The organism is Zavarzinia marina, assembly GCF_021568905.1.
GTDB lineage: Bacteria > Pseudomonadota > Alphaproteobacteria > Zavarziniales > Zavarziniaceae > Zavarzinia > Zavarzinia marina.
The window spans coordinates 132,174-153,971 of the sequence record NZ_JAKGSB010000007.1 but is presented as its reverse complement, the minus strand read 5'-3'; the positions used below and the strand labels follow the sequence as shown (position 1 = coordinate 153,971).

General features: G+C 66.8%; 19 protein-coding genes, 1 pseudogene and 2 riboswitches. Of the genes and pseudogenes, 8 read left to right on the top strand and 12 right to left on the bottom strand.

The features are described from left to right. Positions 1-23: 23 nt before the first annotated feature. The 6 genes from L2U69_RS17340 to L2U69_RS17315 all read right to left on the bottom strand — a co-directional run bounded on the left by L2U69_RS17340 (position 24) and on the right by L2U69_RS17315 (position 5,518). Positions 24-2,477: a DUF7146 domain-containing protein gene (locus L2U69_RS17340; protein ID WP_236108395.1), complete on the bottom strand. Its 2,454-nt coding sequence runs from the start codon at positions 2,475-2,477 to the stop codon at positions 24-26. Further along, positions 2,474-2,941: a hypothetical protein gene (locus L2U69_RS17335; RefSeq protein WP_236108394.1), complete on the bottom strand. Its 468-nt coding sequence runs from the start codon at positions 2,939-2,941 to the stop codon at positions 2,474-2,476. The genes L2U69_RS17340 and L2U69_RS17335 overlap by 4 nt, the downstream gene beginning before the upstream one ends. Then, positions 2,934-3,158 (bottom strand): hypothetical protein, encoded by a 225-nt coding sequence (locus L2U69_RS17330; RefSeq protein WP_166583617.1) that lies wholly within the window; start codon positions 3,156-3,158, stop codon positions 2,934-2,936. The genes L2U69_RS17335 and L2U69_RS17330 overlap by 8 nt, the downstream gene beginning before the upstream one ends. Continuing rightward, positions 3,155-3,436, bottom strand: a complete 282-nt coding sequence (locus L2U69_RS17325; RefSeq protein WP_236108393.1) for a hypothetical protein — start codon at positions 3,434-3,436, stop codon at positions 3,155-3,157. The genes L2U69_RS17330 and L2U69_RS17325 overlap by 4 nt, the downstream gene beginning before the upstream one ends. A gap of 115 nt (positions 3,437-3,551) precedes the next feature. Continuing rightward, positions 3,552-4,229: a hypothetical protein gene (locus L2U69_RS17320; protein ID WP_236108392.1), complete on the bottom strand. Its 678-nt coding sequence runs from the start codon at positions 4,227-4,229 to the stop codon at positions 3,552-3,554. Next, positions 4,226-5,518 (bottom strand): tyrosine-type recombinase/integrase, encoded by a 1,293-nt coding sequence (locus L2U69_RS17315; protein ID WP_236108391.1) that lies wholly within the window; start codon positions 5,516-5,518, stop codon positions 4,226-4,228. Before L2U69_RS17315 ends, L2U69_RS17320 begins: the two co-directional genes overlap by 4 nt. Positions 5,519-5,840: 322 nt before the next feature. Here L2U69_RS17315 and L2U69_RS17310 point away from each other — a divergent pair, with 322 nt between their 5' ends. The 8 genes from L2U69_RS17310 to L2U69_RS17275 all read left to right on the top strand — a co-directional run bounded on the left by L2U69_RS17310 (position 5,841) and on the right by L2U69_RS17275 (position 17,046). After that, entirely contained in the window at positions 5,841-6,743 is a 903-nt protein-coding gene (locus L2U69_RS17310) for a LysR substrate-binding domain-containing protein (RefSeq protein WP_236108390.1), read from the top strand. A 176-nt stretch (positions 6,744-6,919) separates the two neighbouring features. After that, a complete protein-coding gene (locus L2U69_RS17305) occupies positions 6,920-8,296 on the top strand; it encodes a DUF1329 domain-containing protein (RefSeq protein WP_236108389.1) in 1,377 nt (458 codons plus the stop codon). Between the two features lie 14 nt (positions 8,297-8,310). After that, positions 8,311-10,506 (top strand): DUF1302 domain-containing protein, encoded by a 2,196-nt coding sequence (locus L2U69_RS17300; RefSeq protein WP_236108388.1) that lies wholly within the window; start codon positions 8,311-8,313, stop codon positions 10,504-10,506. Positions 10,507-10,753: 247 nt separating this feature from the next. Beyond that, positions 10,754-12,037 carry an NADH:flavin oxidoreductase/NADH oxidase family protein gene (locus L2U69_RS17295; protein ID WP_236108387.1) on the top strand — a complete coding sequence of 428 codons (1,284 nt, stop codon included), beginning with the start codon at positions 10,754-10,756 and terminating at the stop codon, positions 12,035-12,037. A 60-nt stretch (positions 12,038-12,097) separates the two neighbouring features. Further along, complete coding sequence (locus tag L2U69_RS17290) at positions 12,098-13,336, top strand: acyl-CoA dehydrogenase family protein (RefSeq protein ID WP_236108386.1); 1,239 nt, start codon at positions 12,098-12,100, stop codon at positions 13,334-13,336. A 111-nt stretch (positions 13,337-13,447) separates the two neighbouring features. Further along, on the top strand, positions 13,448-14,314 hold the full coding sequence (locus L2U69_RS17285) for a metal-dependent hydrolase (RefSeq protein WP_236108385.1): 867 nt from the start codon (positions 13,448-13,450) through the stop codon (positions 14,312-14,314). 103 nt (positions 14,315-14,417) lie between these two features. Next, positions 14,418-16,001 carry a DUF2306 domain-containing protein gene (locus tag L2U69_RS17280; RefSeq protein ID WP_236108384.1) on the top strand — a complete coding sequence of 528 codons (1,584 nt, stop codon included), beginning with the start codon at positions 14,418-14,420 and terminating at the stop codon, positions 15,999-16,001. Positions 16,002-16,026: 25 nt separating this feature from the next. Further along, positions 16,027-17,046: an AraC family transcriptional regulator gene (locus tag L2U69_RS17275; RefSeq protein ID WP_236108383.1), complete on the top strand. Its 1,020-nt coding sequence runs from the start codon at positions 16,027-16,029 to the stop codon at positions 17,044-17,046. Between the two features lie 157 nt (positions 17,047-17,203). Here L2U69_RS17275 and L2U69_RS17270 read toward each other — a convergent pair whose 3' ends face one another. The 6 genes and pseudogenes from L2U69_RS17270 to L2U69_RS17245 form a co-directional block, all read right to left on the bottom strand. After that, positions 17,204-17,407: a metal-sensing transcriptional repressor gene (locus L2U69_RS17270; protein ID WP_329605424.1), complete on the bottom strand. Its 204-nt coding sequence runs from the start codon at positions 17,405-17,407 to the stop codon at positions 17,204-17,206. A gap of 88 nt (positions 17,408-17,495) precedes the next feature. Beyond that, positions 17,496-18,071, bottom strand: a pseudogene (locus L2U69_RS17265) (energy-coupling factor ABC transporter ATP-binding protein); the annotation flags it as partial. Between the two features lie 55 nt (positions 18,072-18,126). Next, positions 18,127-18,918 (bottom strand): cobalt ECF transporter T component CbiQ, encoded by a 792-nt coding sequence (gene cbiQ, locus L2U69_RS17260; RefSeq protein ID WP_236108380.1) that lies wholly within the window; start codon positions 18,916-18,918, stop codon positions 18,127-18,129. 7 nt (positions 18,919-18,925) lie between these two features. Next, the gene (locus tag L2U69_RS17255) at positions 18,926-19,474 is read right to left on the bottom strand and encodes a cobalt ABC transporter permease (protein WP_236108379.1); all 549 of its coding nucleotides are present in this window, start codon (positions 19,472-19,474) and stop codon (positions 18,926-18,928) included. 8 nt (positions 19,475-19,482) lie between these two features. Then, positions 19,483-20,106 (bottom strand): cobalt transporter CbiM, encoded by a 624-nt coding sequence (gene cbiM / locus L2U69_RS17250; RefSeq protein ID WP_236108378.1) that lies wholly within the window; start codon positions 20,104-20,106, stop codon positions 19,483-19,485. Between the two features lie 11 nt (positions 20,107-20,117). Next, on the bottom strand, positions 20,118-20,915 hold the full coding sequence (locus L2U69_RS17245) for a DUF4198 domain-containing protein (protein WP_236108377.1): 798 nt from the start codon (positions 20,913-20,915) through the stop codon (positions 20,118-20,120). 158 nt (positions 20,916-21,073) lie between these two features. Beyond that, positions 21,074-21,284, bottom strand: a riboswitch (cobalamin riboswitch). A gap of 68 nt (positions 21,285-21,352) precedes the next feature. Further along, a riboswitch (cobalamin riboswitch) is annotated at positions 21,353-21,571 on the top strand. The last annotated feature ends 227 nt before the right edge of the window (positions 21,572-21,798 follow it).

Here is a 21,798-nt window from a genome sequence, read left to right as displayed (position 1 = left end):
GGCCAAATCGCCCGTTTGGTGCGTCACCATTGCGTCACCGTCAGGCCGACGAAGAACCGCCCGGAGCTGGTGCGCTTGTGCTGGATCCCCGCCACGCGGGCCTGCACGCGCTGCACGAAGCCGTTGATGGCGGGCAGCTTCTCGGGCTTGTAGCCCTCGGCCAGCGCCCAGTTCTGGAAGCGGAGGTGGGCGTCGCGCGTGGCGATGGTCGGCCCGCCGTTCACGATGGGCACGACCTTCACGCAGGCATCCACCCAGGCAGCGACGGGATCCTCGCTCAGCACCCATTCGAGGAGTTCCTCGTGGCAGCTCTGCGGGATTGCGTAGTTGCGCTGGCGGATCAGGCGCGACGCGCCGTCCACCGCCCATGCCAGCAGCAGGTCCGGTTCCTCGGCCGCGATGCGCTTGCCGATGTCCTCGACGCGCTCTTCCAGTGGGATCGTGCGGGTGAAGGTGATCAGCAGCAGGCGGCGCTGCACGCCCCGGTCCACCCCGCCCTTGAAGCTCGGCAGTTGGTTCGCGGCGAAGAGGTTCTGCGCCACGGAGCGGAACTCGACCCGGCTCTTGTAGACGTCGCGCCCCTCGATGGGATCGCCGGTGACGACCGCCTTGAAGGTGTCGGATGCGATGGCCTCGGCCGAAAGCTCGTCGGAGGCGTTGAGCAGCTTGCCGACGAGCCCGATGACATGCCGCTCGTCGCCCATCTTCGAGGCGGGGACCGAGCAGATCGCACTTTCGGGCAGGAGGCCGCGGGCCAGCTCGAGCACCTGGCTCTTGCCGTTCTCGGCGGTCTTGCCGTGCAGCACCACCGCACGCGGCTGCATCAGCCTTGTGGCGTAGCCGAGCGCCGCCGCGCCGCAGACCTCCGCGAGCAGCGCGGATTTCGCCTCGGCGTCCGGGTCGCCCTTGAAACTGCCGGCGAGCAGTCGTGCCAGCAGCGATCCCGCGGGCGGCGTGCCCGAGGCGCCGGGCTGCCAGTGGCCGGGCAGCGTATGGCGGCAGCGATGCTCGCGGTGATGCGCCTCGAGGTGCGGCACCCCCTCCGCGTCGAAGCGGATGAAGCCTGAGGCGCAGTTGATGCCCGCGGGCGGCTTCTCGAAGTATTCCGGCTCGGCGCAGAGCGCGGCGCATTCGTGCAGGACCGAGTCCACACGGGTCTTGGTCAGCTTGACGTTCGAGGGCTCGCCCGCGGGCGTGAGGAACCCGGCGCCGTCATAGGCGTGGACCGGCATGCGCAACTCGTGATCGGGGATCGCCTCCCAATGGGTGCCGCCGTAGCGCCAGAACTCGCCCTCGGCATGAACGATGCGCCCGAGGCGTTCGGTCAGATCCTCGCGCACGCGCCGCGACATCTCCACGTCCGAGCCGATGAAAAGCCGCTTCCGTTCGGTGTCGGCCTCCTCGGCAAGGAAGCGTTCGGCGGCCTCGATGCGGTCGCACACGGCCGCCTCGCCCTCGCGGACCAGCACATCGTTGAAGTCCTGCTCCTCGGGCGGGGTGGCGATCAGTACGGTCATGCCGCGATGCACGAGCTGGCTCGCGGCGCGGGTCATCTGGCCCTCGGCCTTGCTGCCGGGCAGGTCGCCGTCGCGGGCGACGATCACCGTGGCGTTCTCGGGCACCGGCGCGCGGCCGATGTTCGAGATGCCGAGGCAGGCCCAGGTTTCCTGTCCCGTCGCCTGCCAGACCGAGAGCGCGGTCTCGACTCCCTCGCAGAGGATGAGCGGTTCCCGACCGGGGAGACGCACGGCGGCCTTCGCGGCCCAACCATCGACGGCCTTGTTGGTGCGCTTGACCACCTTGACCGGGGCCTTCCGCCCCTCGGCCGTCAAATAGACCTGCTGGATCGCAAGCACCTCGCCCGCCTCGTCGGTGGCGAGCGCGACCATGGCGCCGAACTTGCCGAAGGCGTACTGGCGATAGCGGATGCAGTCGGGCGGCGTGGCGGTGATCCCGCGGTGCCGCAGGTAGGCGAGCACCGGCGTGGAGACGAGGGTCTCGGTGCGGCGCACGATCTCGGCTACCTTCGCGGCGCGTTCCTCGGGCGTCGGCTCCTTGGGCCTGGCCGAGCCCGAGGCGGAACGCGCGGGCGCCGCGGGCGGCGCTGCCGTCCAGGACGGACCGGCGTCGGGCTCACCCAGCCACGACCGCGCCCAGTCCCACGCGGCCTTGTCGTCCAGGCGCAAGCGATAGCCGATCAGCTCCAGCCCCGCGCCCCCGGCGCCATGTTCATGGTCGAACCAGCGGCCCTTGTTCGCGCCGTCGATTTCCACGGCGACGCTGCCCTTGGTGCCGAAGCGCAGGGTCTGCGCGCTGGAAAGCTCCCGGTTCGGTTCGCCCAGCAGCTCGCGGGCCAGGTCCGCGATGCGCTCCTCCAGCATGTCGGCCAGCTGGGCGACGGACATGCGGGTGGCGGCATGGGCGCGGCCGCCTGGCGGCGTGCCGTTGAAGTCGAGAGGCTGCCCCTGCACTGTCATTGGCGCGGCCCCTTCACGGTGCAGAGCAGGATCGGCATTTCGGGGGAGACCGCCTGCACGCGGTTGGTCCAGGCGATCTCCTGCTCGGGCCGGGTCTCGATGATCAGCCCGTTGCGCTGCGCCATGGCCATCAGCGCGATGCTCGAATAGGCCTCGGGCGGCGGGGCGCAGGAGATGATGGCGACGCCATCGGCCATGCCGATCAGCCGGTCGAGCGCCTTGCCGTCATACTGATCGGGGCCGAGTGCGCAGTCGGTGTCGTCGCCCACCATGACGATGAAGGGCCGCTGCAGCAGCTTGATGCCGCGATGGAGCCCGGTCGCGCGCTGGGGGATCACTAGGAAGCCGACACCGTGATCGCGGATCGCGTGGACGACGGGCAGCAGGTGCGGCGCATCCGCAGCGACCTTGGTTTCCAGCTGTTCGAGGATCGATCCGGTGAACTGGATGGGCGTGTCAGGCATTGGCGAAGCCCTCCTGCAGGGCGATCCAGTCCATCAGCGTGGAGCGGCGCGTGGCGATGCGGCTGCCCAGCCGGAAATGCGGCAGCGGGCGCTTCGAGCGCGTGCAGAGGTAGTAGACGCGGCGCTGGAACCGGAATTCGTCGGAGTCGAAGAGGAAGCGGGCGATCTCGGCGGCGCCCACCATCATGTCGGGCGCGAGCGTGGCGGGCGCGGTCATCGGCCCCTCCCGGCGCGCGGGGCGCTCGGCTTGCGGGAGGCCTCCTGTTCGCGGGCGAGCAGCCAGTCGCGCACCGCCTCGATGCGGTAGTAGACGCGGCGGCCGATCACCACGAAGGGCGGGGACTGGCGCAGCTGGCGGTCGCGCTGGCAGGTGCGCAGGGACACTCCGCGGCGGGCGGCGTATTCCTCCTCCGAGATGAAGCCGTCGAGGAAATCGGTGGGCGGGGCGACGGAGGCGGCCCTCTCGGCGCCTCCGGATGCAAGGGGGTGGGTCATTGGCGTCTCCTTCGTGCCAGGCGACGCAACGCGCCGCCGATGCCCGAGAGATGCCGACGTTCAGCCCCCCGAAAAACCGCCCTGAAAATGCCCCCGGAGCAATAATTTCAGGGGATTACGCAGTCCTTAGGCGAACTGCGCGCCACGCCTCGCGAAGGTTGTTCTCGATGGTCTTGGTGGTGGGACAGTCCCGCCGCGGATAGGTCTCGCGATACCACGCCTGCAGTGCGCGGGCTTCGGCGGCGAGACTTTCGGCAATCTCGCCCGCATCGACGCGGCGCTGAAACTCGATCCGGATGATGTCGATTCCCTTCTTCGGCCGTCCCGGCGTCCCGGTCGGCATGTGGTCGTCGGCATCAGGCGGCAAGATGTGGATGTCGTGCACGATGTTCGCGCCGACGCTGGCCTCGCCCTTCCGGACATTGGTGATGCGCAGCTGCCGCCACGCGGGCGCCGGGATCGCGTGCCACGGGCCGAAGGGCGGATCTTCCTGGCCGAACGCGGTGAGCTCGCCCGCCTCCAGCTTCGCCTTCATCGCGGCGAGCATGCCGTTCCAGACGCGGTGCAGATCGGCCCGCGCCGAGCGCGTCCGGTTGGCGGCGTCATGCGAGTCCTTGGCGTCCTGCCAGTCGCTGACGGACATGCTGAGGTAGCTCGGCCGCTTCGGGGCGTTCTTGCGGGCCTCGGTCGCGCGGGCGTGCTCCTCCCACATCTCGGCGGGCAGGAATTCCTTCATCGCGTCGGACAGCGGGATGGCGTCGGGCGGTGGCCCGTAGGGCTTCTGATCCGTCATTTCTGCTCTGCCTCGTTTGCGCTGAACTCCTCTGGCGAGCGCTGCAACACGAAGGCGCCCACCGTCTCGGCGGCCTTGCGCAGCGGGTCGTCGAACAGATGGGCGTATCGCTCGGTGGTCTGGACCTGCGTATGGCCGAGCATCTGGCCGATCAAGGGCAGCGACGCGCCCGCCGACACGAGGATGCTGGCGAAGGAATGGCGGATGTCGTGGATCCGGACATTCGGCTTGAACTCGGTCTTGGGCTCGCCCTTGCGGTCGAGGACCGGCTTGCCCTTCGCGTCCAGCACCGGCGCCTCGGCGCCGAGCCCCGCCCGGCGGCAGACCGAGACCCATGTCCGCTTGATCTCGGTGAGCGGCTTGCCGGTCGGGCCGGGGAAGACATAGGGGCTGGGCGGGACGCCCTGGGCCTCGGCCTTCGCCTTCGCGGCGGCCTTCATCTCGACCAGCAGCTGCACGGCCGGGCCCGAGAGCGGCACGCGGTGCAGCTTGCGCTGCTTGGTGTGCGCCGAGGGCTTGGTCCAGACGCCGTTCTCGAGGTCGAACATCTCCCAGGTCGCGCCCAGCACCTCGCCGCGTCGCGCGCCGGTCAACATCAGCAGCTTGATCGCGTTCGCGGACATGGGCTCGGAGTGGTCGTTCAGCGCCTGCGCCAGCGCGGCGATCTCGGTGCGGTTCAGATAGCGGTTCCGCTTTTCCTCCTGATTGCGGCGCACGCCCGAGGCGGGATTGTCGTCGCGCCATTTCCAGCGGATCGCGAGATTGAACGCCTTGCGCAGCACCTCGACGGTGCGGTTCGCGCGGACGGGCGTGCCGCGGATCTCGGTGATGTCGCGGTGGAGCGCATCGACATCGTCATGGGTGATCTGCGCGACTTTCATCTTGCCGAAGCGCGGCAGGATGATCTTCTCCCACATCATGCGCTCGTCGGCCTGACTGCGCTCGGCCTTCTTGGGCAGGTGCTCGCGCGCGTAGCGCTCCCACATCTCCTGCACCGTCGGCGCCTCGCGTTGCGCCTGCCGCTCGCCCATCGGGTCGTGGCCGAGATCGACCTCGCGCTTCATGTCCTTCGCGGTCTGGCGCGCGGCGGCCACCGTCCAGTCGGGCCATGCGCCGATGGTGATCCGGCGCTGCCGCCCCTCGGCGCGATAGTCCAGGACGAAGGACTTGGCCCCGCCCGGCGTCACCCGAAGGGCGAACCCCTTCACCTCCGCGTCCCACAGCATGCTCTGCCCGCGCACCGGCGGCAGGGCCTTCCGGGCGGCGGCTTCGGTCAGTTTCTCGGTCATTCCAGCCTCCCCGTGTCAACACTGTGTCAACACATCATATGGCTGTTTTTGTCGTTCGCTGGCGGCGAGTAACAGGCGGTCGCGCCGAATAGCCACGATAAAACAGCCGTCTAGGAGACTAGGCCGGAAAATGCGTCAACAATCAAGGCTCTAGATATTGTGGTGAATCTGGCTCATAACCTGAAGGTCGTCAGTTCAAATCTGGCCCCCGCAACCAAGTCAAAACAAAAGCCCACGAGCCATAACTCGTGGGCTTTTTGACGTCACGGCATTCATTTGCGTGAACGGCGCCCGGATCTGCTAGCCTCGACCGATGAGCCCCATGCGCCCGCCACCATTGCAATTGTTGCCCGCCTTCGAAGCCTCGGCCCGGCTGTTGAGCTTCAGCAAGGCGGCGGTGGAGTTGCATGTGACGCCGGCGGCGATCAGTCAGCAGATGCGGCAGTTGGAGGCCTATCTCGGCTTTCCGCTGTTCCAGCGGCTGACGCGGCGCGTGGAATTGACGGATGCGGGCCGCCAGTTCGCCGAGGTGGTCACGCAGACCCTGGCGACCTACAGGCGCGGGCATGCGGAGTTGATGGACCGCTTCATCAAGCCGTCGCTGCGCCTCGCCATGACGCCGCAGGTCGCGCATCGATACGTCCTGCCGCGCCTGTCGGAATTCCAGGCGCAACACCCGGGCGTCAGCATTTCGCTGGATGCCAGCATGGGGCTCGCCGATTTCGAGGAAGAGCCCCTGGATGCAGCGATCCGCGTCGGCGCCAGGCCGTGGCCCGGCCTCGAGGCCTGGTTTATCTGCGATTGCGACGCCGTCGTCATGGCGACGCCGGAACTGGCGGCACGCCACCCGGTGAACCAACTCGAAGACCTTCGGCATCATACGTTGATCCATCGCCGCAATCCGCAGTTCGGGTGGGAGGCGCTCGCCCAGCTTGCCGGGATCCCCAGGATCCCGAGTGCCGGCGATCTCGTCGTCGACTCCGACCTGGCCGCGCTTCACGCCGCCGAGCAGGGACTGGGCGTGGCCTTGAGCATCATGCCTTCCGGCTCGCCGGCCCAGGGCGATGCTTCGCCGGTCCGGCTGGTCCCGGCGCTCGCCCCCTTCAAGACCCCGCTCAAGGTCTATTTCGTCTTCCGCCCCCACAGCGGCAAGGACGACCTGCTCCGGGCCACATTCGAATGGCTCCGCGCATCCGTCGTGGCCGGGGGCGCGGCGGATACTTAAGTCCCGCTAATGCGCGGGAAAGAAATCATCGTTCGTCATTGATTCGGGTCGTCTCTAGCGTCGGTCGGGTCGCCTTTCCGTGAGGCCCGTGACCGGCTGGAACACCATGAACGCGCCCTCGCCGTGCCGCAGACCCCGAGGACGGGCATCTACGGTGTAATCGTGGGGGTATTGTAATGCGTAAGATTTCAGTACTGGCGTTCGGTGCCGCCATCGTCTTCGCGGGGCAGGCCGTCGCGAAAGTCTCGTCGCAGGAGGCCGATCGCCTGGGCAAGGACCTGACCCTGCAAGGGGCGATCAAGGCGGGGAATGCGGATGGCACGATCCCGGCCTATACCGGCGGGATCAAGGTGCCGCCAGCGGGCTTTTCCCCCGGCATGCACCCGCCCAACCCCTTCGCCGGCGACCCCATCGCCTTCACCATCACCGGTCAGAACGTCGACCAATACGCGGACAAGCTGACGGCGGGCATGATCGCCATGCTGAAGACGTTTCCCGCGTACAAGATGAACGTCTACGAGAGCCGGCGGTCGTGCAGCCTGCCGGCGCGGGTCGATGCGGCGACGAAACGGAACGCCATGACGGCCACCATGACCGAGGACGAGAACGGCCTGGCGGGCGCCCTTCTCGGCGTGCCGTTTCCCATGCCGCAATCGGGCGTCGAGGCGATCTGGAACCATCGCCTGCGCTACCGCGGGTTCAAGTTCCGCCGCTTTTTCGGCGGCGCCGCGGTGAATCGCGATGGCAGCTTCCTCCTCTTCAAGACCAAGGACGAGGGCATCCTGCATTACTCAGGCCCCGGTCTCGCCGAGGTCGGCGATGTCGCGGACGTCAAGCAGTTGAACAATATCGCCATCTCTTATCTGAACGTCACGACGGCGCCGTCGCGCCTTGCCGGTTCGATCGTTCTCGTCCTCGATACGATCAATGCCAAGGAATTGCCGCGCCAAGCCTGGCAGTACAACCCGGGAACAAGGCGCGTGCTGCGCGCGCCCGAGCTCGCCTATGACAACCCGCTGTTCAATTCGGACGGTCTAGCCACCATGGACCAGTTCGACATGTTCAACGGCGCCACCGATGCCTATACGTTCGAGCTTCAGGCCCCGACGGAGAAATACGTCGGTTACAACGCCTATGAGCTCATGTCCGACAAGCATTCCTACAAGGACTTGCTGCGGGAAGGCTTCGTCAATCCGGCGCTGCAACGCTATGAATTGCACCGTGTCCGGACGGTCGAGGCGAAGCTGAAGGAAGGCCGGCGTCACATATACGCCCGCCGCAGCTTCTATCTCGACGAGGACAGCTGGAACATCGTCGCCGCCGATCTCTACGACGCGCGCGGCCAGTTGTGGCGCAATCACGAAGGTCCGGTGGTCAACTACTACGACGTTCCGCTGTGTTCGTCCGCGCTCGAAGTGTCCTACGACCTGGAGTCCGGCCGCTACGTCACCTTCGGCCTGAAGGGCGAGGAACCGATGCTGAACTGGAACGCGACCGACGTCGACCACAGTCAGTTCACGCCCGATGCCATCCGCCGCCTCGGCGCGCGCTGAGACGGAGCAGGGCCATGACCAAATTCGTATGGCGCCCGGCCGCTCTGGCCACCGCCGCATGTGCGCTGACCCTGTCGGCGACGGCGCTCGCCCGCGAGTTCGACCTCGGTGAGGAGGTCTCGGGGACGATCATCATGTCGCTGTCGACGGGGGCGCAGCTTCGCGTCGCCGATCGCGACCTGCGTAACTATGGATATTACTACCACGATATGCCGGGAACCGGCGGCCTGACCTCGGCCGGCAACGACGACGGCAATCTGAATTTCGACAAATACGATCTCATCAGCCAGATCACGACCGCCAAGACGGAACTGAGCCTGCGCTGGAAGGAGTATACGCTCTATCTTCGCGGCGCCGCCTTCTATGATGCCGTCGCCGCCAATAATGACCTCGCCGATTTCAAGCCGGAGCTGCGTCCCTATACCAGTGGACGTTACAGCGCGGGTGCCGAGCACAAGGCCGACTGGGATGCCTATCTGCTCGACTACTACGTGAAGGGCTTCTACGACATCGGCGACATGTATCTGACCGTGGGGGTCGGCAGCCAGATCCTGAACTGGGGCGAGGCGCTGTTCACCATCAATGGCGTTTCGATGGTCAATCCGATCGATGTCGGCAAGATCCGCGTGCCGGGCGCCGAGTTGAAGGATGCCCTGATCCCGGTCCCCATGATCACGGCCAACCTCGAAATCGCCAGCGGGTTTTCGGTCGAAGGCTTCTATCAGCTCGATTTCGAGCCCTTCAAGCTGGACGCCTGCGGCAGTTTCTTCTCCTTCATCGACACCTTCTGCGACGGCGTCAAATATTCGTCGAGCTTCACCGATCCATGGGATCCGCGGAGTTATATGACCGGCGTCGGCGGCGATCCGTCCCCTTACGACAATGCGGCGACCGAACTGATCGCGGTCAACGCGCCGATCACCACGCTGGATGATCCGAGTACGAACGACTGGGGCGTGGCGCTCCGCTATTTCTCGCCCGAGCTGAACAATACGGAATTCCAGTTCTATTACGCCAACTACACGTCGCGGCTGCCGTCGCTCTACGCCCAGATGCCGGATCACTACGAACCGGGCACGGGCCAGGTCAATCTGGCAACCGTTCCTGTCCCACTGCTCCAAGGTATCCTGGACCAATTGGGCGTCGATCAGTTGAATGCCCTGACGTCGGCTCTGTCCGCCGTTCTCGGCGGCCCGGTGGCCGATGTCGCGGGAGCCCTGACCAATCCCTTGAGCAGTGTGCTCATCGACCCGCCCTTCGGGACGGCGCCACGCTCGACCGAATTGCGCAATCTCGACAATGCCGATCTCTATATCTACTACCCGGAAGGGCTGCAGATGCTCGGCTTCGCCCTCAACACCACCTACGACCCGCTTTCGATCGCCATCAACGCCGAGGTCAGTTGGAAGCACGACGTTCCCATATGGGTGTCGGAGCCGGCCTTCCTGGTCGGCATCTACAATGCCGCCGGCGGCGTGCCGATCGATCAGGCGGCGGAAGCCCTGACCGGGATCTGCGTGCCGGGTTCCGTCTGCGTGCCCAATCCCGGCATCGCGCCCGTCGTCGAGACCGGCATCATCGCGCAGGACGACAGCTATCCCCCTGGTCACATCGTCCGACTGGACGAACGCCATGAAGTCTGGCAGGCGGCGGTGCGCTTCATGAAGATCATGGGCGGGACGGACTGGCTGGTCTCGCTGGTGGGGGGCAGCCAGATGTTCGCCCTGGTCGAATTCGGCGCGCTCTATGTCGATCTCGACAAGGACAAGCAATATGCCGCCTATGGCCAGAACGGCTTCTCCGGCTTCATGACGCGGCCGCTCGACGTCGCGGGCTTCGAAGTGTCGGGGCCGATTTCGGCGACCGACCTCGGCTCCTATTTCCCCGCGACGTGGAAGAAGCCGACGCGCTGGTCGGGCGGCGTTCAGGGGCTGGTCTACTGGGATTATCCGAACGTGCTCGACGGCGTCACCATGACGCCTTCGATCGGCTTCTCCCACGGCCTGTTCGGTACCACGCCGGCGCCGACGCCGGGCTTCACCAAGAGCGTCACATCGCTCAATTTCGCGGTCCGCTTCGACTATCTGAACAATTGGTCGATGAGCGTGAATTACTTCAAGAGTTTCGGCGCCGGCGGAGGCAATGGCGGATCGCGCAATCCCTATATCGACCGTGATTTCGTCGGCCTGAATGTAACCTATATGTTCTAGGCGGTCGGCATTCCCTTTCACCCGCGCCCGACCCCTCCTGTGATAGGGCGCGGCACTTGCTCCGGGGCGTCAGTTCTCCCCATGACGCCCCGGATTTTTTTCGTCCTCGGCCTTGGCGGAGCGATCGACGGCGGATGCTTAAGTCCCGCTAATGCATGGGAAAGAAATCGTCGTTCGTCAGGAGCTCGAGCCGTCTCTAGTGTCGGCCGGGTCGCCCTTTCGCGAAACCCGAGATCGGCAGAGCTCCATGACCACATCCGCACATGCCCTGGGACAGACCCCTTCCGCTGCCGTTGGCCTCGCCGCGCCGCTGACCCTGAAGACGGGCACGGTTCTCAAGAACCGCATCGTCAAGGCGGCGATGCATGAGTCGATGGGCGACAAGATCGGCACGCCGTCGCGCTGGCTGTTGCCGCTCTATGAAGCCTGGGCGCGGGGCGGTCTGGGGTTGAGCATCACGGGCAACGTCATGATCGACGGCCGGGCGCGCAGCGAACCCGGCAATGTGATCGTCGAAGACGAGCGCCACATGGAATTCCTGCGCGAATGGGCCCGGCGCGGCAGCCTGAACGGCACCCAACTCTGGATGCAGATCAATCATCCGGGCAAGCAGGCCATGAACGGTCTGAACGCCGAAAACCTCGCGCCGACGGCGATCCCCTTCAAGCCCGAGTTGGCGCCCTATTTCCCGATGCCGCGCGAGATCCGGCCCGACGAGATCGAGGACATCATCGCGCGCTTCGCCCGGACGGCGCGGATCGCCAAGGAGGCGGGTTTCGGCGGCGTGCAGATCCATGGCGCGCACGGCTATCTGATCAGCCAGTTTCTGTCGCCCTATCACAACCGGCGCGAGGACGATTGGGGCGGCACGCCGGCAAGGCGCCGCCGCTTCCTGCTCGCGGTTTACGGCGCCATTCGCGCCGCCGTCGGGTCGGATTACCCGGTGGGGATCAAGCTCAATTCGGCCGACTTCCTGAAAGGCGGCTATGACGAAGACGAGGCCATGGAGGCCGTCCTGGCGATCGCCGAGGCCGGCATCGACATGGTCGAAATTTCCGGCGGCTCTTACGAGGCGCCGGCATTCACGGGACTGGAAACGCCCAAAAAAGACAGCACGCGCCGCAGGGAAGCCTATTTCCTGTCCTTTGCGGAAAAATTGCGTGCGCAAACCTCGGTGCCGCTGATGGTGACGGGCGGTTTCCGCACCGTCGGCGGCATGACCGAGGGACTGGAAAGCGGTGCGATGGATCTGGTCGGCCTCGCCCGCCTGCTCAGCCTCGACCCCGAAGTGCCCCGACGCCTGCTGGACGGGTTGGACCCTCTCCACGAGGTTTCGCCGCGACTGTCCGGCGTCGGGGCGATCGATCGGTCGCGGATGATGGAAATCCTCTGGTACAGCCACCAGCTGATGCGGATCGCCCGGAAAGGCAAGGCACGCCCGAAGGAGTCCGTCCTGAAGGTGGCACTCTTCTATCTGGTCAGCAATTTCATGCGCGGCGACATCGGCCTGCCCAAGTTCCGCGCCGGCTAGGCGGATCGCCCGACCTCACCCCGGCAACCCGACGAGACATCCCCCCAGGAGAAGCCCAAGATGGCCATCGGATTCACCCTCACGCCCGAGCAGATCCAACGCAGGGACCAGGCGCGGGCCTTCGCCCAGGCCCATCTCGCCCCCCTGGTCGAGCGGGTCCGCGAAACCGCCGATCCCTTCGAGGCGGCGCTCCTCGTGAAACCGGCGCATGAGGCGGCCGTGAAGGCGGGCCTGATCAAGGGCATGATCCCGGAATTCTGCGGCGGCACCATGGGCAGCGGCATCGACGCGGCGATCGTCACCGAGGAACTGGCGGCCGTCATGCCGGATTTCGTCGCCAGCCTCGGCGGCGTGCTGCTGGCGCTGACGCCGGTCTATTTCGGCGGCACGCCGGAACAGATGCAGCGCTTCCTGGTGCCGTTCCTGGCCGACGACGGCGCCCCCCAGGCGGTCATGGCCCTGTCCGAGCCGGCGGGCACCGCGAATTTCGCCGCCCCGGCGCCTGCGGAAGGTATTCGGACGACGGCCGTGCCGGACGGTGACGAATGGGTCATCTCCGGCGACAAGCAATGGTCGGCCAACCTCGGCGGTTGGGACGGCACGGGTCCCGAATTCATGACCGTCGTCGCCCGCACCCCGGGCGGCGTCTCCCTGATCGGTGTGGAGAAGGCGCATTTCACGGCCGACAATCTGGAGGTTCTCGAGACGATCGACATGCCGGGCCTGCGCGGTCACCTGACGCAGACGATCCGGCTGAAGGGCGTCCGCGTGCCCAAGGCCAATCTGATCGGAGAGGAAGGGCAGGGGCCCGACCTGGCGTATCTGGCCTTCACTGCCAGTTCGGCCGCCGTCGGGGTGATGGCGACGGGCACCATGCGCGCCGCCTTCGACATCGCCTTCCGTTTCGCCAAGGAACAGACGCGCGGCGGCGGCGTGCCGATCATCGCCCATCGCCCCGTCGCCGATCTGCTCAGCGAGGCCAAGGGAAGGATCGAGGCGACACGGCTCCTGTCCTGGCGCGCACTCGATGCCGTCGCGTCCGGTGACGGCGCCGGGCTGGAACTGGCGCTGCACGCCAAGGTCTTCGGGTCCGAGACCGCGGTCGACGTGATCCACAAGCTGATCCAGGTGGTCGGCGTCCAGTCGTACAACAAGGCGTTCCCGCTCATCCATCACCTGCTCAACGCCATCGCCTACCCCATCTTCGAGGGCGGCAACATCAGCGTCCGCCGCCGGCAGCTTCAGGGCATACTGTCGGCCGAGGGGTGGGACCCGCTTTCCGCGTCCGGCCTCGCCTGACGCGGTCGCGTGGCCGGCGGGCGCCATTGCGCGGCGCGCCCGCCGGTCACGCCTGGGCGCCGGGAGACCACATGCGGCGCAACCGTTCAAAACCGGAGAAGGAAGACCAAAATGGCACGCCGGCACTTCACGAACGAGATCATCCCGCGCGAGAACCTGGACTTCGGGCTCGACACATCGGTCCCGCGCTTCTGGTGGGGCGGCAATCCCTATAAGACGCGCCTGTTCGATTCGATGCAGTCGACCTTTCCCGACGGCGAACGCTATTTCATCGCCAGCGTCGTCGCCTTCCGGAAAGGGATCGACGATCCCGCCCTCGCCGAGGACGTGCGGCGGTTCTCGCGCCAGGAGGGGCAGCATGGCCTGGTCCACGAGCAGTACAACCGCATGATCGAAGCCGGCGGCGTTCCGCTCGCCAGGATCATCGCGCCCATCACCGGCCGGCTGAAGCGTCGCTCGGAAAGATTCTCGCCCGAATTCAATGTCGCGCTGACCGCCGCCGCCGAACATTTCACGGCGATGATGGCCGAATGTTTCTTCGACAAGAAATGGGTCATGGCTGACGCCGACCACCGCATGCGGGCGCTGCTGGCCTGGCATGCCATCGAGGAGATGGAGCATCGGGCGGTCGCCTTCGACGTGATGCAGAAGGTCGCCAAGGTCGGCTATGTCAAGCGGGCCTGGGCCATCCTTTACCTGAGCCGCGATCTGATCGACGTCATGTTCCGCGCGCCGCATGCCATGATGAAGGCCGACGGATTGTCGGCGCGCCGGCGCTGGACCCTGCAGATCACGAATATCCCCTGGCTCGTCAGGCTCTTCGGGCCCTTGATGTCGAAAGCCGGCGCCTATCTGGTCCCCGGATTTCACCCGCTGAAGCAGCCGCCGATGCGCAATTACGCCAAATGGCTGGAGGTCTACGCCCGGACCGGCGATCCGCTGGAAGCGGCCGAGGCCCTGGCCGCGGCGGCCGCCTGACGCGCGAGCATTTTGGCGGATCCGGCATCGCCTTGGCCATTCAGGCATGGCCCGCCCGTCTATCGTTTGACGCCTTGGTTCAGGCAATGGGCGGATATTCGCGATGTCACTGGCACACAACACCCTGTCGTCGGGCGGCGCCGTCCGGATGGCGGCGCTTCGTCTCTGGACGTTGCGCGGGCTCGCGGCATTCCTCGCGCTTTTCGTCGGCGCCTACGGCATCGTCGCCATCGACATGGGGCTGGTGAACTTCAGCGGGGCCGAGAACGCGGATATCGCCGCGCAGCGCCGCATGATGGTCGAGGCGGCGGAAAGCGGTGACGACGCGGCGGCGAACGCGGGCGTCATCGAACACTCCGGCCTCGGCCTTGCCCTGGTCGCCGAGGCGACCTCGCCCCGCTTCGCCTATGGCGAACAGGGGTTGAGCGAACCCCTGATCCACTACGCCGAAATGCCGGCGGCCAACGCCTATGTCCTCTCGGTGCACAATGTGGTCGGCGGGCTCGCCATGCTGTTCGGCGCGCTCCAGTTCTGGCCGGCCTTCCGCCGGCGCTTCCCGCGCTGGCACCGGGGCTTCGGCTTCGTCTATCTGATCGGTGCCAGCATCGGCATGGTGACCGCCATGGTCTATATGACCATGACTCCCGTCGCCCGGATGTACGACGAACTGACCTTCACCGTCGGTCTCTGGATCCTCGCGGTCGGGACGCTGGCCAGCCTGTGGCTCGCCATGCTCCACCTCTGGCGCCGTCAGATCCCGCAGCACCAGGCCTATATGGCGATCAGCTACGGCTTCCTGCTGACGGCACCTTTCACCCGCTATTTCTGGGTGCTGGTCGGCCTCATGGGGCCGGACCTGCGCCAGCTCGAAGCCAATTACGCCGGCACGGCCTGGCTCCTGCCGTTCTGCTTCCTGGCGTCCTACGGCATCTTCACCGTCACCCGCCTGCAGGCGAAGCCGCTGGGCGTGGAGCCGCTGCGCAAGGCCATGGCGGAGTTTCCCGGGCTGGCGGCGGCCGGTCCCTGGCTGGCGGGCGGGCTGATCGCGGGCGCATTGCTGGCGGCCGTGGCCGCGGTACAGCATTTCGCCATAGCGCCGGGCCTCTCGAACTTCGAGGCAGGGCGGGGGCTCGTCCCGCCCGGCGTCGTCGCCCTGGATGCGGCCGTGATCGGCGCCGACGGGCCGTTCCGCCTGATCTTCACCGGTGCCACGGTGGCGGGCCTGCTGATCGGCGCTCATATCCTCCACGCGGGCCTCGTCCAGGGGCGTGCGGTCGGCCGGGCCGCCGGCTATGGCCTGGCCATCGCTAGCGCCATCGCCGGCGCCACCATGCTGCGCTGGGGCATCGCCATGGGCCTGCCCAGTTTCGCCACCCTGGCCGGCGGCGCCACCTGGGCTTTCGCCGGGACTGCGGCCCTCGTTTTTTCCGCCCTCGTCGCCCTTGCCCTGGCGATGGGATGGCAGAGCTTCGCACGTGAATGGTGCCTGTTCGCGGTCCTGTGCCTGATCGGGCCGCCGGCCCTCTACGCGCTTCTGCCGGTCTGGGGGATGGTCGGTATTCCCGCATCCTATGTCGAGACGGGGCATCTCTATCGTCTGGCCACCTATTCGGAGGGCATCTTGCTGTTCGCCGGCTTCGCCTACAGCATCTATGGACAGGCGACGCGGGAGAGGGTCGCGCGCTGAAATCGCGCGCCATGCAGAGAACAGGATGAAAGACCCGAGAGATATCGCCTTTCCGGCCCAATATCTGGAAATCGTCCAATCCCTGCTGCCGGCGGTCGGCCTCGATCTGCAAGCGGTCTACCGGCGCTGCGGGATCACGGCCGCGCAAGCCTTCAAGACCGGGCAGACGATCTCGGGCCGGCAATTGCTGGACCTCATGACGATCTTCATCGGGCATTGCCCGCCCGGTGACATGCCGACACTGCTTTTGATGGCGCATTTCCCGCTGACCATCCACGGGCCGGTCGGCATGCTGGCCGTGACCTCCCAGACCCTGGGCGACGCCCTGGCCGCCGGGCTGGACTATCATCCGCTGATCATGCCGGCTTTCGCGATCCGTCGGCACACGCGCGGGCGGCGCATCCATGTCACCTTCGAGCAGGTCTGCGATTTCGGTCCGGCCAATCGCCTGCTGACCGAGGCGGTGGTCTGCACCTTTCTCAAGATCGGGCCCTTCCTCGCGCGGCCGCCGCGTATCGAGGTCCATTTCCGTCACGCCCCCGATGGTCCCGACACGGCACGGCTCTACGGCGAAGCCCTCGGCGCCGATTTCACCTTCGACGCCCCCGTGACCCAATTGGTCCTGGGGGCCGGCGACCTCGCCATTCCGCTGATCGCCCCCAGCCGAACATCGCGCCTCCTGATGCGGGAGACGCTGGAACACCAGCGCCGCCAGCAGGCCCCGCACAAGCCCGTGACAGCCGCCGCCCGCAACCGGCTGCAGGCTGCGATCGAAGCCGGCCGCGCCATCGATGCCGCCGAGATCGCCGAGGCGCTGGCCCTGTCGCTCCGAACCTTCAGCCGCCGCCTCGCCGACGAGGGAACCACCCTGCCTCAACTCCGCGCCGAAGTCGGCACGGCCTTCGCCGAACTTCTCCTTGCCGAAGGCCACCTGCCGATTGCCGAAATCGCCCGCCGTTCAGGCTTCGAAAGCGCGGCCAGCTTCGCCCGCGCGTTCAAGCGCATGACCGGCCAGACACCGACCGGCTATCGCGGCGACGGATGACACATACGTCGAACCGCACGAGCAGCAACGCTGTTAGTCGGCAGATCGCGCCGCTTCATGCGAAGGGCTGGGGTTCGAGCCCATCACCAAGACTTGCGCAGACGGTGAAGGGATCGACGAGCAGGACGAATTACGTCCGGGGATCGTCATGAAGCGCCTATCGACCGTCTGCCTGTCGCCCCCGGCAATCGCCCGCAAGTCGTCCAGGAACGGCCCAACGCACTCGACACAGGCTTGTTATCATCCATAGGGCGAGTTCCGTGCAGGGACGGCCGTCCTCAATCATGCGGATCACCTTGCGCAAACGGCCCTCGGACCGCTTCAGCCGCTTGGCGACGTCGACATGGCTTTCGTGCTTAATGCACCGATCCCATCCCCCTGGAGGGGATATGGAAAGACCCGGAGTCGGGTCTTGATGTTCGGCGAGCGGACAGGGGAGTTTTTGCTTCTCAGGCCAGACGGCCGTCCTTCAGGCGAAGGTTCCGCGTCGCGATCGAATGGCGGAAGTCGGCATCGTGGGAGACCACGACCATGGCCTGGGGCAGGGACAGGAGGATCTCGATCAGGCGGGCTTCGTTCCGCTCGTCGAGGGCATTGGTCGGCTCGTCGAGGAGAAGGACGTCGGGCTCCATGGCCAGCACCGAAGCCAGGGTGACGAGGCGCTTCTCGCCGCCCGAAAGGCGATGGGTGATCCGGTCGCGCAGGTGCCGGAGGTCGAGCCGGGCGAGTACCGCCTCCACGATGGTGAGTGCTTCCGCCCGCGATTTGCCGAGGTTGAGGGGGCCGAAGGCGATGTCCTCCGCGACCGTCGGGCAGAACAATTGATCGTCCGCATCCTGGAACACGAGGCCGGCGCGGCGCCGCACCTCGTGGAAATCCTGTTCCTCGCGGCGTTCCGCGCCGAAGGCGGTGACGCGGCCGGACGTCGGTTTCAGCAGGCCGACCATGATCTTCAGCAGGGTCGATTTGCCGGCGCCGTTGGGGCCGGCGATGCACAGACGCTCGCCCGGCGCCAGGGTGAGGGCGGCGCCGTCGAGTATGGGCGGCTGGCCCGGATAGGCGAAGCCGATGCCGGCGAGGTCAAAGCAGGACATGAGTGCTTTCCAGGGCGACGAGCGATGCGGCGATCCCGCCGAGTACCAGGGCGAAGACGCCGTCGCGCCGCGTGAACGAAAGATGGGCCAGCAGGGGGATGGCGCCGGTGAAACCCCGGCATTTCATGGCGCCCAGGATCCGTTCCGAACGCTCGACGGCGCGCACCAGCATCATGCCGATCAGATAGCCGAAGCTGCGCCAGGTATGGAGGCTGTTGCCGGGGCGAAAGCCCCGCGCCTTCATGGCCTGGCGCAGGCGCAGATATTCCGCGTGCAGCACCTCGACATAGCGGACGGTGAAGAGCAGCAGATGGACCAGGGGCGCCGGCACCCGCAGCCGGTGCAGGGCGTGGCCCAGGGTCACCGGCTCCATCGTCCCGACCAGCACCATCAGCGCCAGGATGACGGCATTGGCCTTCAGGCCGATGGTCACGGCCTGCATCATGCCTTCCCGGCTGGCTTCGAAACCCCAGAGCGTGAAGAGCGCCTGGCCCTTCACCGTGAAGGGCAGCAGGACCAGCATGAAGATGATGAAACCGTCCATCGTCGCCATGCGCTTCAGGGTCCGGCGCGGCGCCAGGCCCGCCAGCACCATGGCGCCGACGGCGAAGGCGAGCGCCAGCACCAGCACCGGGATCCGGTTGCAGGACACCGTGACCACGGCGAAGAGCACGGCCCCCAGGATGCGGGCGCGCGGATCGACGCCGCCGAGAACGCGCACGCCGCCGGCGCCGGGCGCCTTCAGCGCGCGCTCGCCGGGCGAGAGAACGTGGCCCATGGCGGCCTCAGGCCTGGAGCCGGCGCCGCGCCGCCAGGAAGAAGCCGAGCCCGAACAGGCCGGCGATGTAACCCATGCCGCCGAGGACGGATTGAAGGTCGTTCTTTTCCTTATAGGCGTCGATTTCCCGGCGCAGCGGGCGGATCTCGTCCCGGACGGCGGCGGCGATCGCCTCGGAAAGGGCTGTGCCCTCGACGGTGGCGGCGGCCGCGGCCGGCGGGGCGTCGGCCGGCGCCGCCTTGCCCATGATGGCGGCGATCTCGGCCGCATCCATCACCACTTCGGCGACGTGACCGGCCCCCATATTGGCCTTGAAGACATGGGTCACGGCCTGTGTCGGCGTGTAGGTGAAGAAACCGTCGTCGTCCGTATGGGTCTCGCCGATCCTGGTGCCGGCGCCGTCGAAGATCTCCACCAGCTGGTTCGTCGCCATGTCGCCGTTGGAAAAGCCGATCTCGCCTTCGATGGCGCTGCCGCTCGGAAAGACGGAGGCGATGACCTTGTGCGCCTGGGCCGGCGCGGACGCCACGAGAAACGCGAGGAGGAGGGAAAGCATGGCAGTTCTCATGAGCGACCTCCAGGGACCGCCAGCACGCCGAAGAGTTCGGGCTTCACCTTGCGGGCCAGATAGACGGCGGCGGCGGACAAGACGGCCTCGACCGCCATGATCGGGATATGGGCGAAGAAGACGAGACGGGCGGCGGGCACGAATTCCTCGCCCGAAAGCGCCAGCGCGACGGCGACGCAGCCGGTGGTGAGCGCGATCGCCAGCCCGCCGCCGACGGCGCCCCAGATGGCCGCGACGGCGGGGGAGGCGGCGCGCACGCCGTGCAGGCAGAGGTAATGGACGATCACCGCGGGCAGCGCGATGTCGAGCGTATTGACGCCGAGCACGGTCAGGCCGCCGAAACCGAAGAACACCGCCTGCAGCAGCAGCCCGACGAAGAGCGCCGGAAAGGCGGCCCAGCCGAGCACCAGCCCGGCCAGCCCGTTCATGATCAGATGGACCGACGACGGCCCGATCGGGACATGCACCAGGGAGGCGACGAAAAAGGTGGCGGACAGCACGCCCGCCACCGGGATCTTCTCCATCGGCAGTTTGCGCAAGCCCAGCGCGATGCCGCCGACGGCGAGCAGCGTGCCGCCGATCACGACCGGGGTGGAGAGCGCGCCGTCGACGATATGCATGTGCGCCGCCCCTATTCGATGTCGTAGGCGCGGATCCAGATCACCGCGTCCTGGCTCAGTTCCTTGCCTTCATGTTCCGTCGCGGGGCCGGCGCCGAGCGCGGCGAAGCCCCAGTAGCCGGCCTTCGGGATGCCGAAGGTGAAGTAACCGTTCGCGTCCGAGATGGCGACAACGGCGCCGCCCTTCATGGGCCCGGCGGTCGGCGTCTTCGGGGTGCTCGTCGCCATGTCCGGCTCGGCCGCCATATATTCGATCTCGATCTCGGCGCCGGCGACCGGCTCGCCCTCGGCCAGCACGCGGCCGGTGAAGGTCGAGCCGGCGATGATGTTGGTCGGCTTGTTCAGGGGCAGGATTTCGGTCGGCAGCCCCTGGGGTTCCGTCCAGTCGGTCGGCAGTTCGCTTCGGTTCAGATAGGCCTTGGTGATCTGCTGGATGTAGATGTCCTCGCTCTCCTCGTAATAGGGGGCGGGTTCGAGGACGAGGATGTAATCGCCGGCGCGTTTCACCGGCACGGTCGCGTCGAAAGCGGCGGCGGCATTTTCGCTGCCGGTGAAGGTCGCTTCCTTCAGGCGGTCCATGAGGTCGATCCTCTCGCCGTGGCTGACGGCGTAGAAGGCGATGGGCTTGCCCATGTCCATGACGTGGCCGTTTTCGAACGGGTGCCAGAAGACCAGCTTCAGGGGCACGTCGCCCGGCCTGTCGATCTGGCTGTTCTCGCTGTAGATCAGTTGGAAATGTGCCTCGGCGGCCGGCGCCGCCAGGGGCGACGCGGCGACGATGCTCGCGAGGACGAGATTGCGGAAATTCATGTGTCGTCTCTCCCAGGCCTCCCGGCATGGGAAGCGTCGTGGAAAGGTCGACAGGGAAAGTTCGGCGCCGAGACGGACGTCGGGCGCGGGGAAGCGCGACCGGCCCGTCTCACCGCCAGACGCTCACCCCGGCGCCCGGTTACGGTCGTGGATGCGGTTTTGCATCCGTGCGCGGGGCAGGTCTCCTGGCTCGCGGGTCGTCGCTTCTCGCCCGCCTTCCCGGCCTGGCGGCCAGTGGCGTTTCGGGCGAAGGCTCGCCGCTTACAGTTGCGGGGGCAGCCACGGCCTTGGTCCGGGAAGGACCGCACCGTGTTCCCTTTTAATGCCCGGCGTTCCGGCGCCGGGGCAACCATGCGCGCCCTTGGTGTCCCGCATCGGCGCGTCGCCTGTCAAGCGATTTGCGAATTCCCCGTTGACGGGATCGTGGCGGCTGATCAAGATTGCGCCGCTTCGGTGGTTCCATGGCCTGTTCGGGCCGGGATTAAAAGGGAACGACGGAAGGCGGCGATCATGCCGTCGAGCCGTGGCTGTCCCCGCAACTGTAAGCGGTGAGTTCGTCCCCCATGTCACTGGTCGCGCGCCTTCGGGCCGGCCGGGAAGACGGGGCGATACGAGGATCCGCGAGCCAGGAGACCTGCCATCGAGGGCATCACTTTACCGCCGGTCGGGTGAACCGGAGGTGGCGGGCCAATCCGTAGCAGTGATGCGTCCATCGACGTTGCCGCGGCCGGCCCGGAATTCCGTCCTGTCCGCTTCGGCATCCCTCGTCGGGCCGTGTAACCCGGTCCGTGGCGACGTCCGTCTGTCGTCTGTCCGCTTGCGTGGACGGGGCAGGACGCGTGCGCCCGAACGGGATCCGCCATGTGTCCTGCCCGACCCTGAA

Bases quoted from the DNA above. Each gene is read 5' to 3' on its own strand.
- L2U69_RS17255 (WP_236108379.1), bottom strand. From the start codon at position 19,474: ATGCTTTCCCTCCTCCTCGCGTTTCTCGTGGCGTCCGCGCCGGCCCAG.
- L2U69_RS17335 (WP_236108394.1), bottom strand. From the start codon at position 2,941: ATGCCTGACACGCCCATCCAGTTCACCGGATCGATCCTCGAACAGCTG.
- L2U69_RS17340 (WP_236108395.1), bottom strand. From the start codon at position 2,477: ATGACAGTGCAGGGGCAGCCTCTCGACTTCAACGGCACGCCGCCAGGC.
- L2U69_RS17310 (WP_236108390.1), top strand. From the start codon at position 5,841: ATGCGCCCGCCACCATTGCAATTGTTGCCCGCCTTCGAAGCCTCGGCC.
- L2U69_RS17285 (WP_236108385.1), top strand. From the start codon at position 13,448: ATGGCACGCCGGCACTTCACGAACGAGATCATCCCGCGCGAGAACCTG.
- cbiQ (WP_236108380.1), bottom strand. From the start codon at position 18,918: ATGGGCCACGTTCTCTCGCCCGGCGAGCGCGCGCTGAAGGCGCCCGGC.
- L2U69_RS17300 (WP_236108388.1), top strand. From the start codon at position 8,311: ATGACCAAATTCGTATGGCGCCCGGCCGCTCTGGCCACCGCCGCATGT.
- cbiM (WP_236108378.1), bottom strand. From the start codon at position 20,106: ATGCATATCGTCGACGGCGCGCTCTCCACCCCGGTCGTGATCGGCGGC.
- L2U69_RS17325 (WP_236108393.1), bottom strand. From the start codon at position 3,436: ATGACCCACCCCCTTGCATCCGGAGGCGCCGAGAGGGCCGCCTCCGTC.
- L2U69_RS17245 (WP_236108377.1), bottom strand. From the start codon at position 20,915: ATGAATTTCCGCAATCTCGTCCTCGCGAGCATCGTCGCCGCGTCGCCC.
- L2U69_RS17315 (WP_236108391.1), bottom strand. From the start codon at position 5,518: ATGACCGAGAAACTGACCGAAGCCGCCGCCCGGAAGGCCCTGCCGCCG.
- L2U69_RS17290 (WP_236108386.1), top strand. From the start codon at position 12,098: ATGGCCATCGGATTCACCCTCACGCCCGAGCAGATCCAACGCAGGGAC.
- L2U69_RS17280 (WP_236108384.1), top strand. From the start codon at position 14,418: ATGTCACTGGCACACAACACCCTGTCGTCGGGCGGCGCCGTCCGGATG.
- L2U69_RS17330 (WP_166583617.1), bottom strand. From the start codon at position 3,158: ATGACCGCGCCCGCCACGCTCGCGCCCGACATGATGGTGGGCGCCGCC.
- L2U69_RS17295 (WP_236108387.1), top strand. From the start codon at position 10,754: ATGACCACATCCGCACATGCCCTGGGACAGACCCCTTCCGCTGCCGTT.
- L2U69_RS17305 (WP_236108389.1), top strand. From the start codon at position 6,920: ATGCGTAAGATTTCAGTACTGGCGTTCGGTGCCGCCATCGTCTTCGCG.
- L2U69_RS17275 (WP_236108383.1), top strand. From the start codon at position 16,027: ATGAAAGACCCGAGAGATATCGCCTTTCCGGCCCAATATCTGGAAATC.
- L2U69_RS17320 (WP_236108392.1), bottom strand. From the start codon at position 4,229: ATGACGGATCAGAAGCCCTACGGGCCACCGCCCGACGCCATCCCGCTG.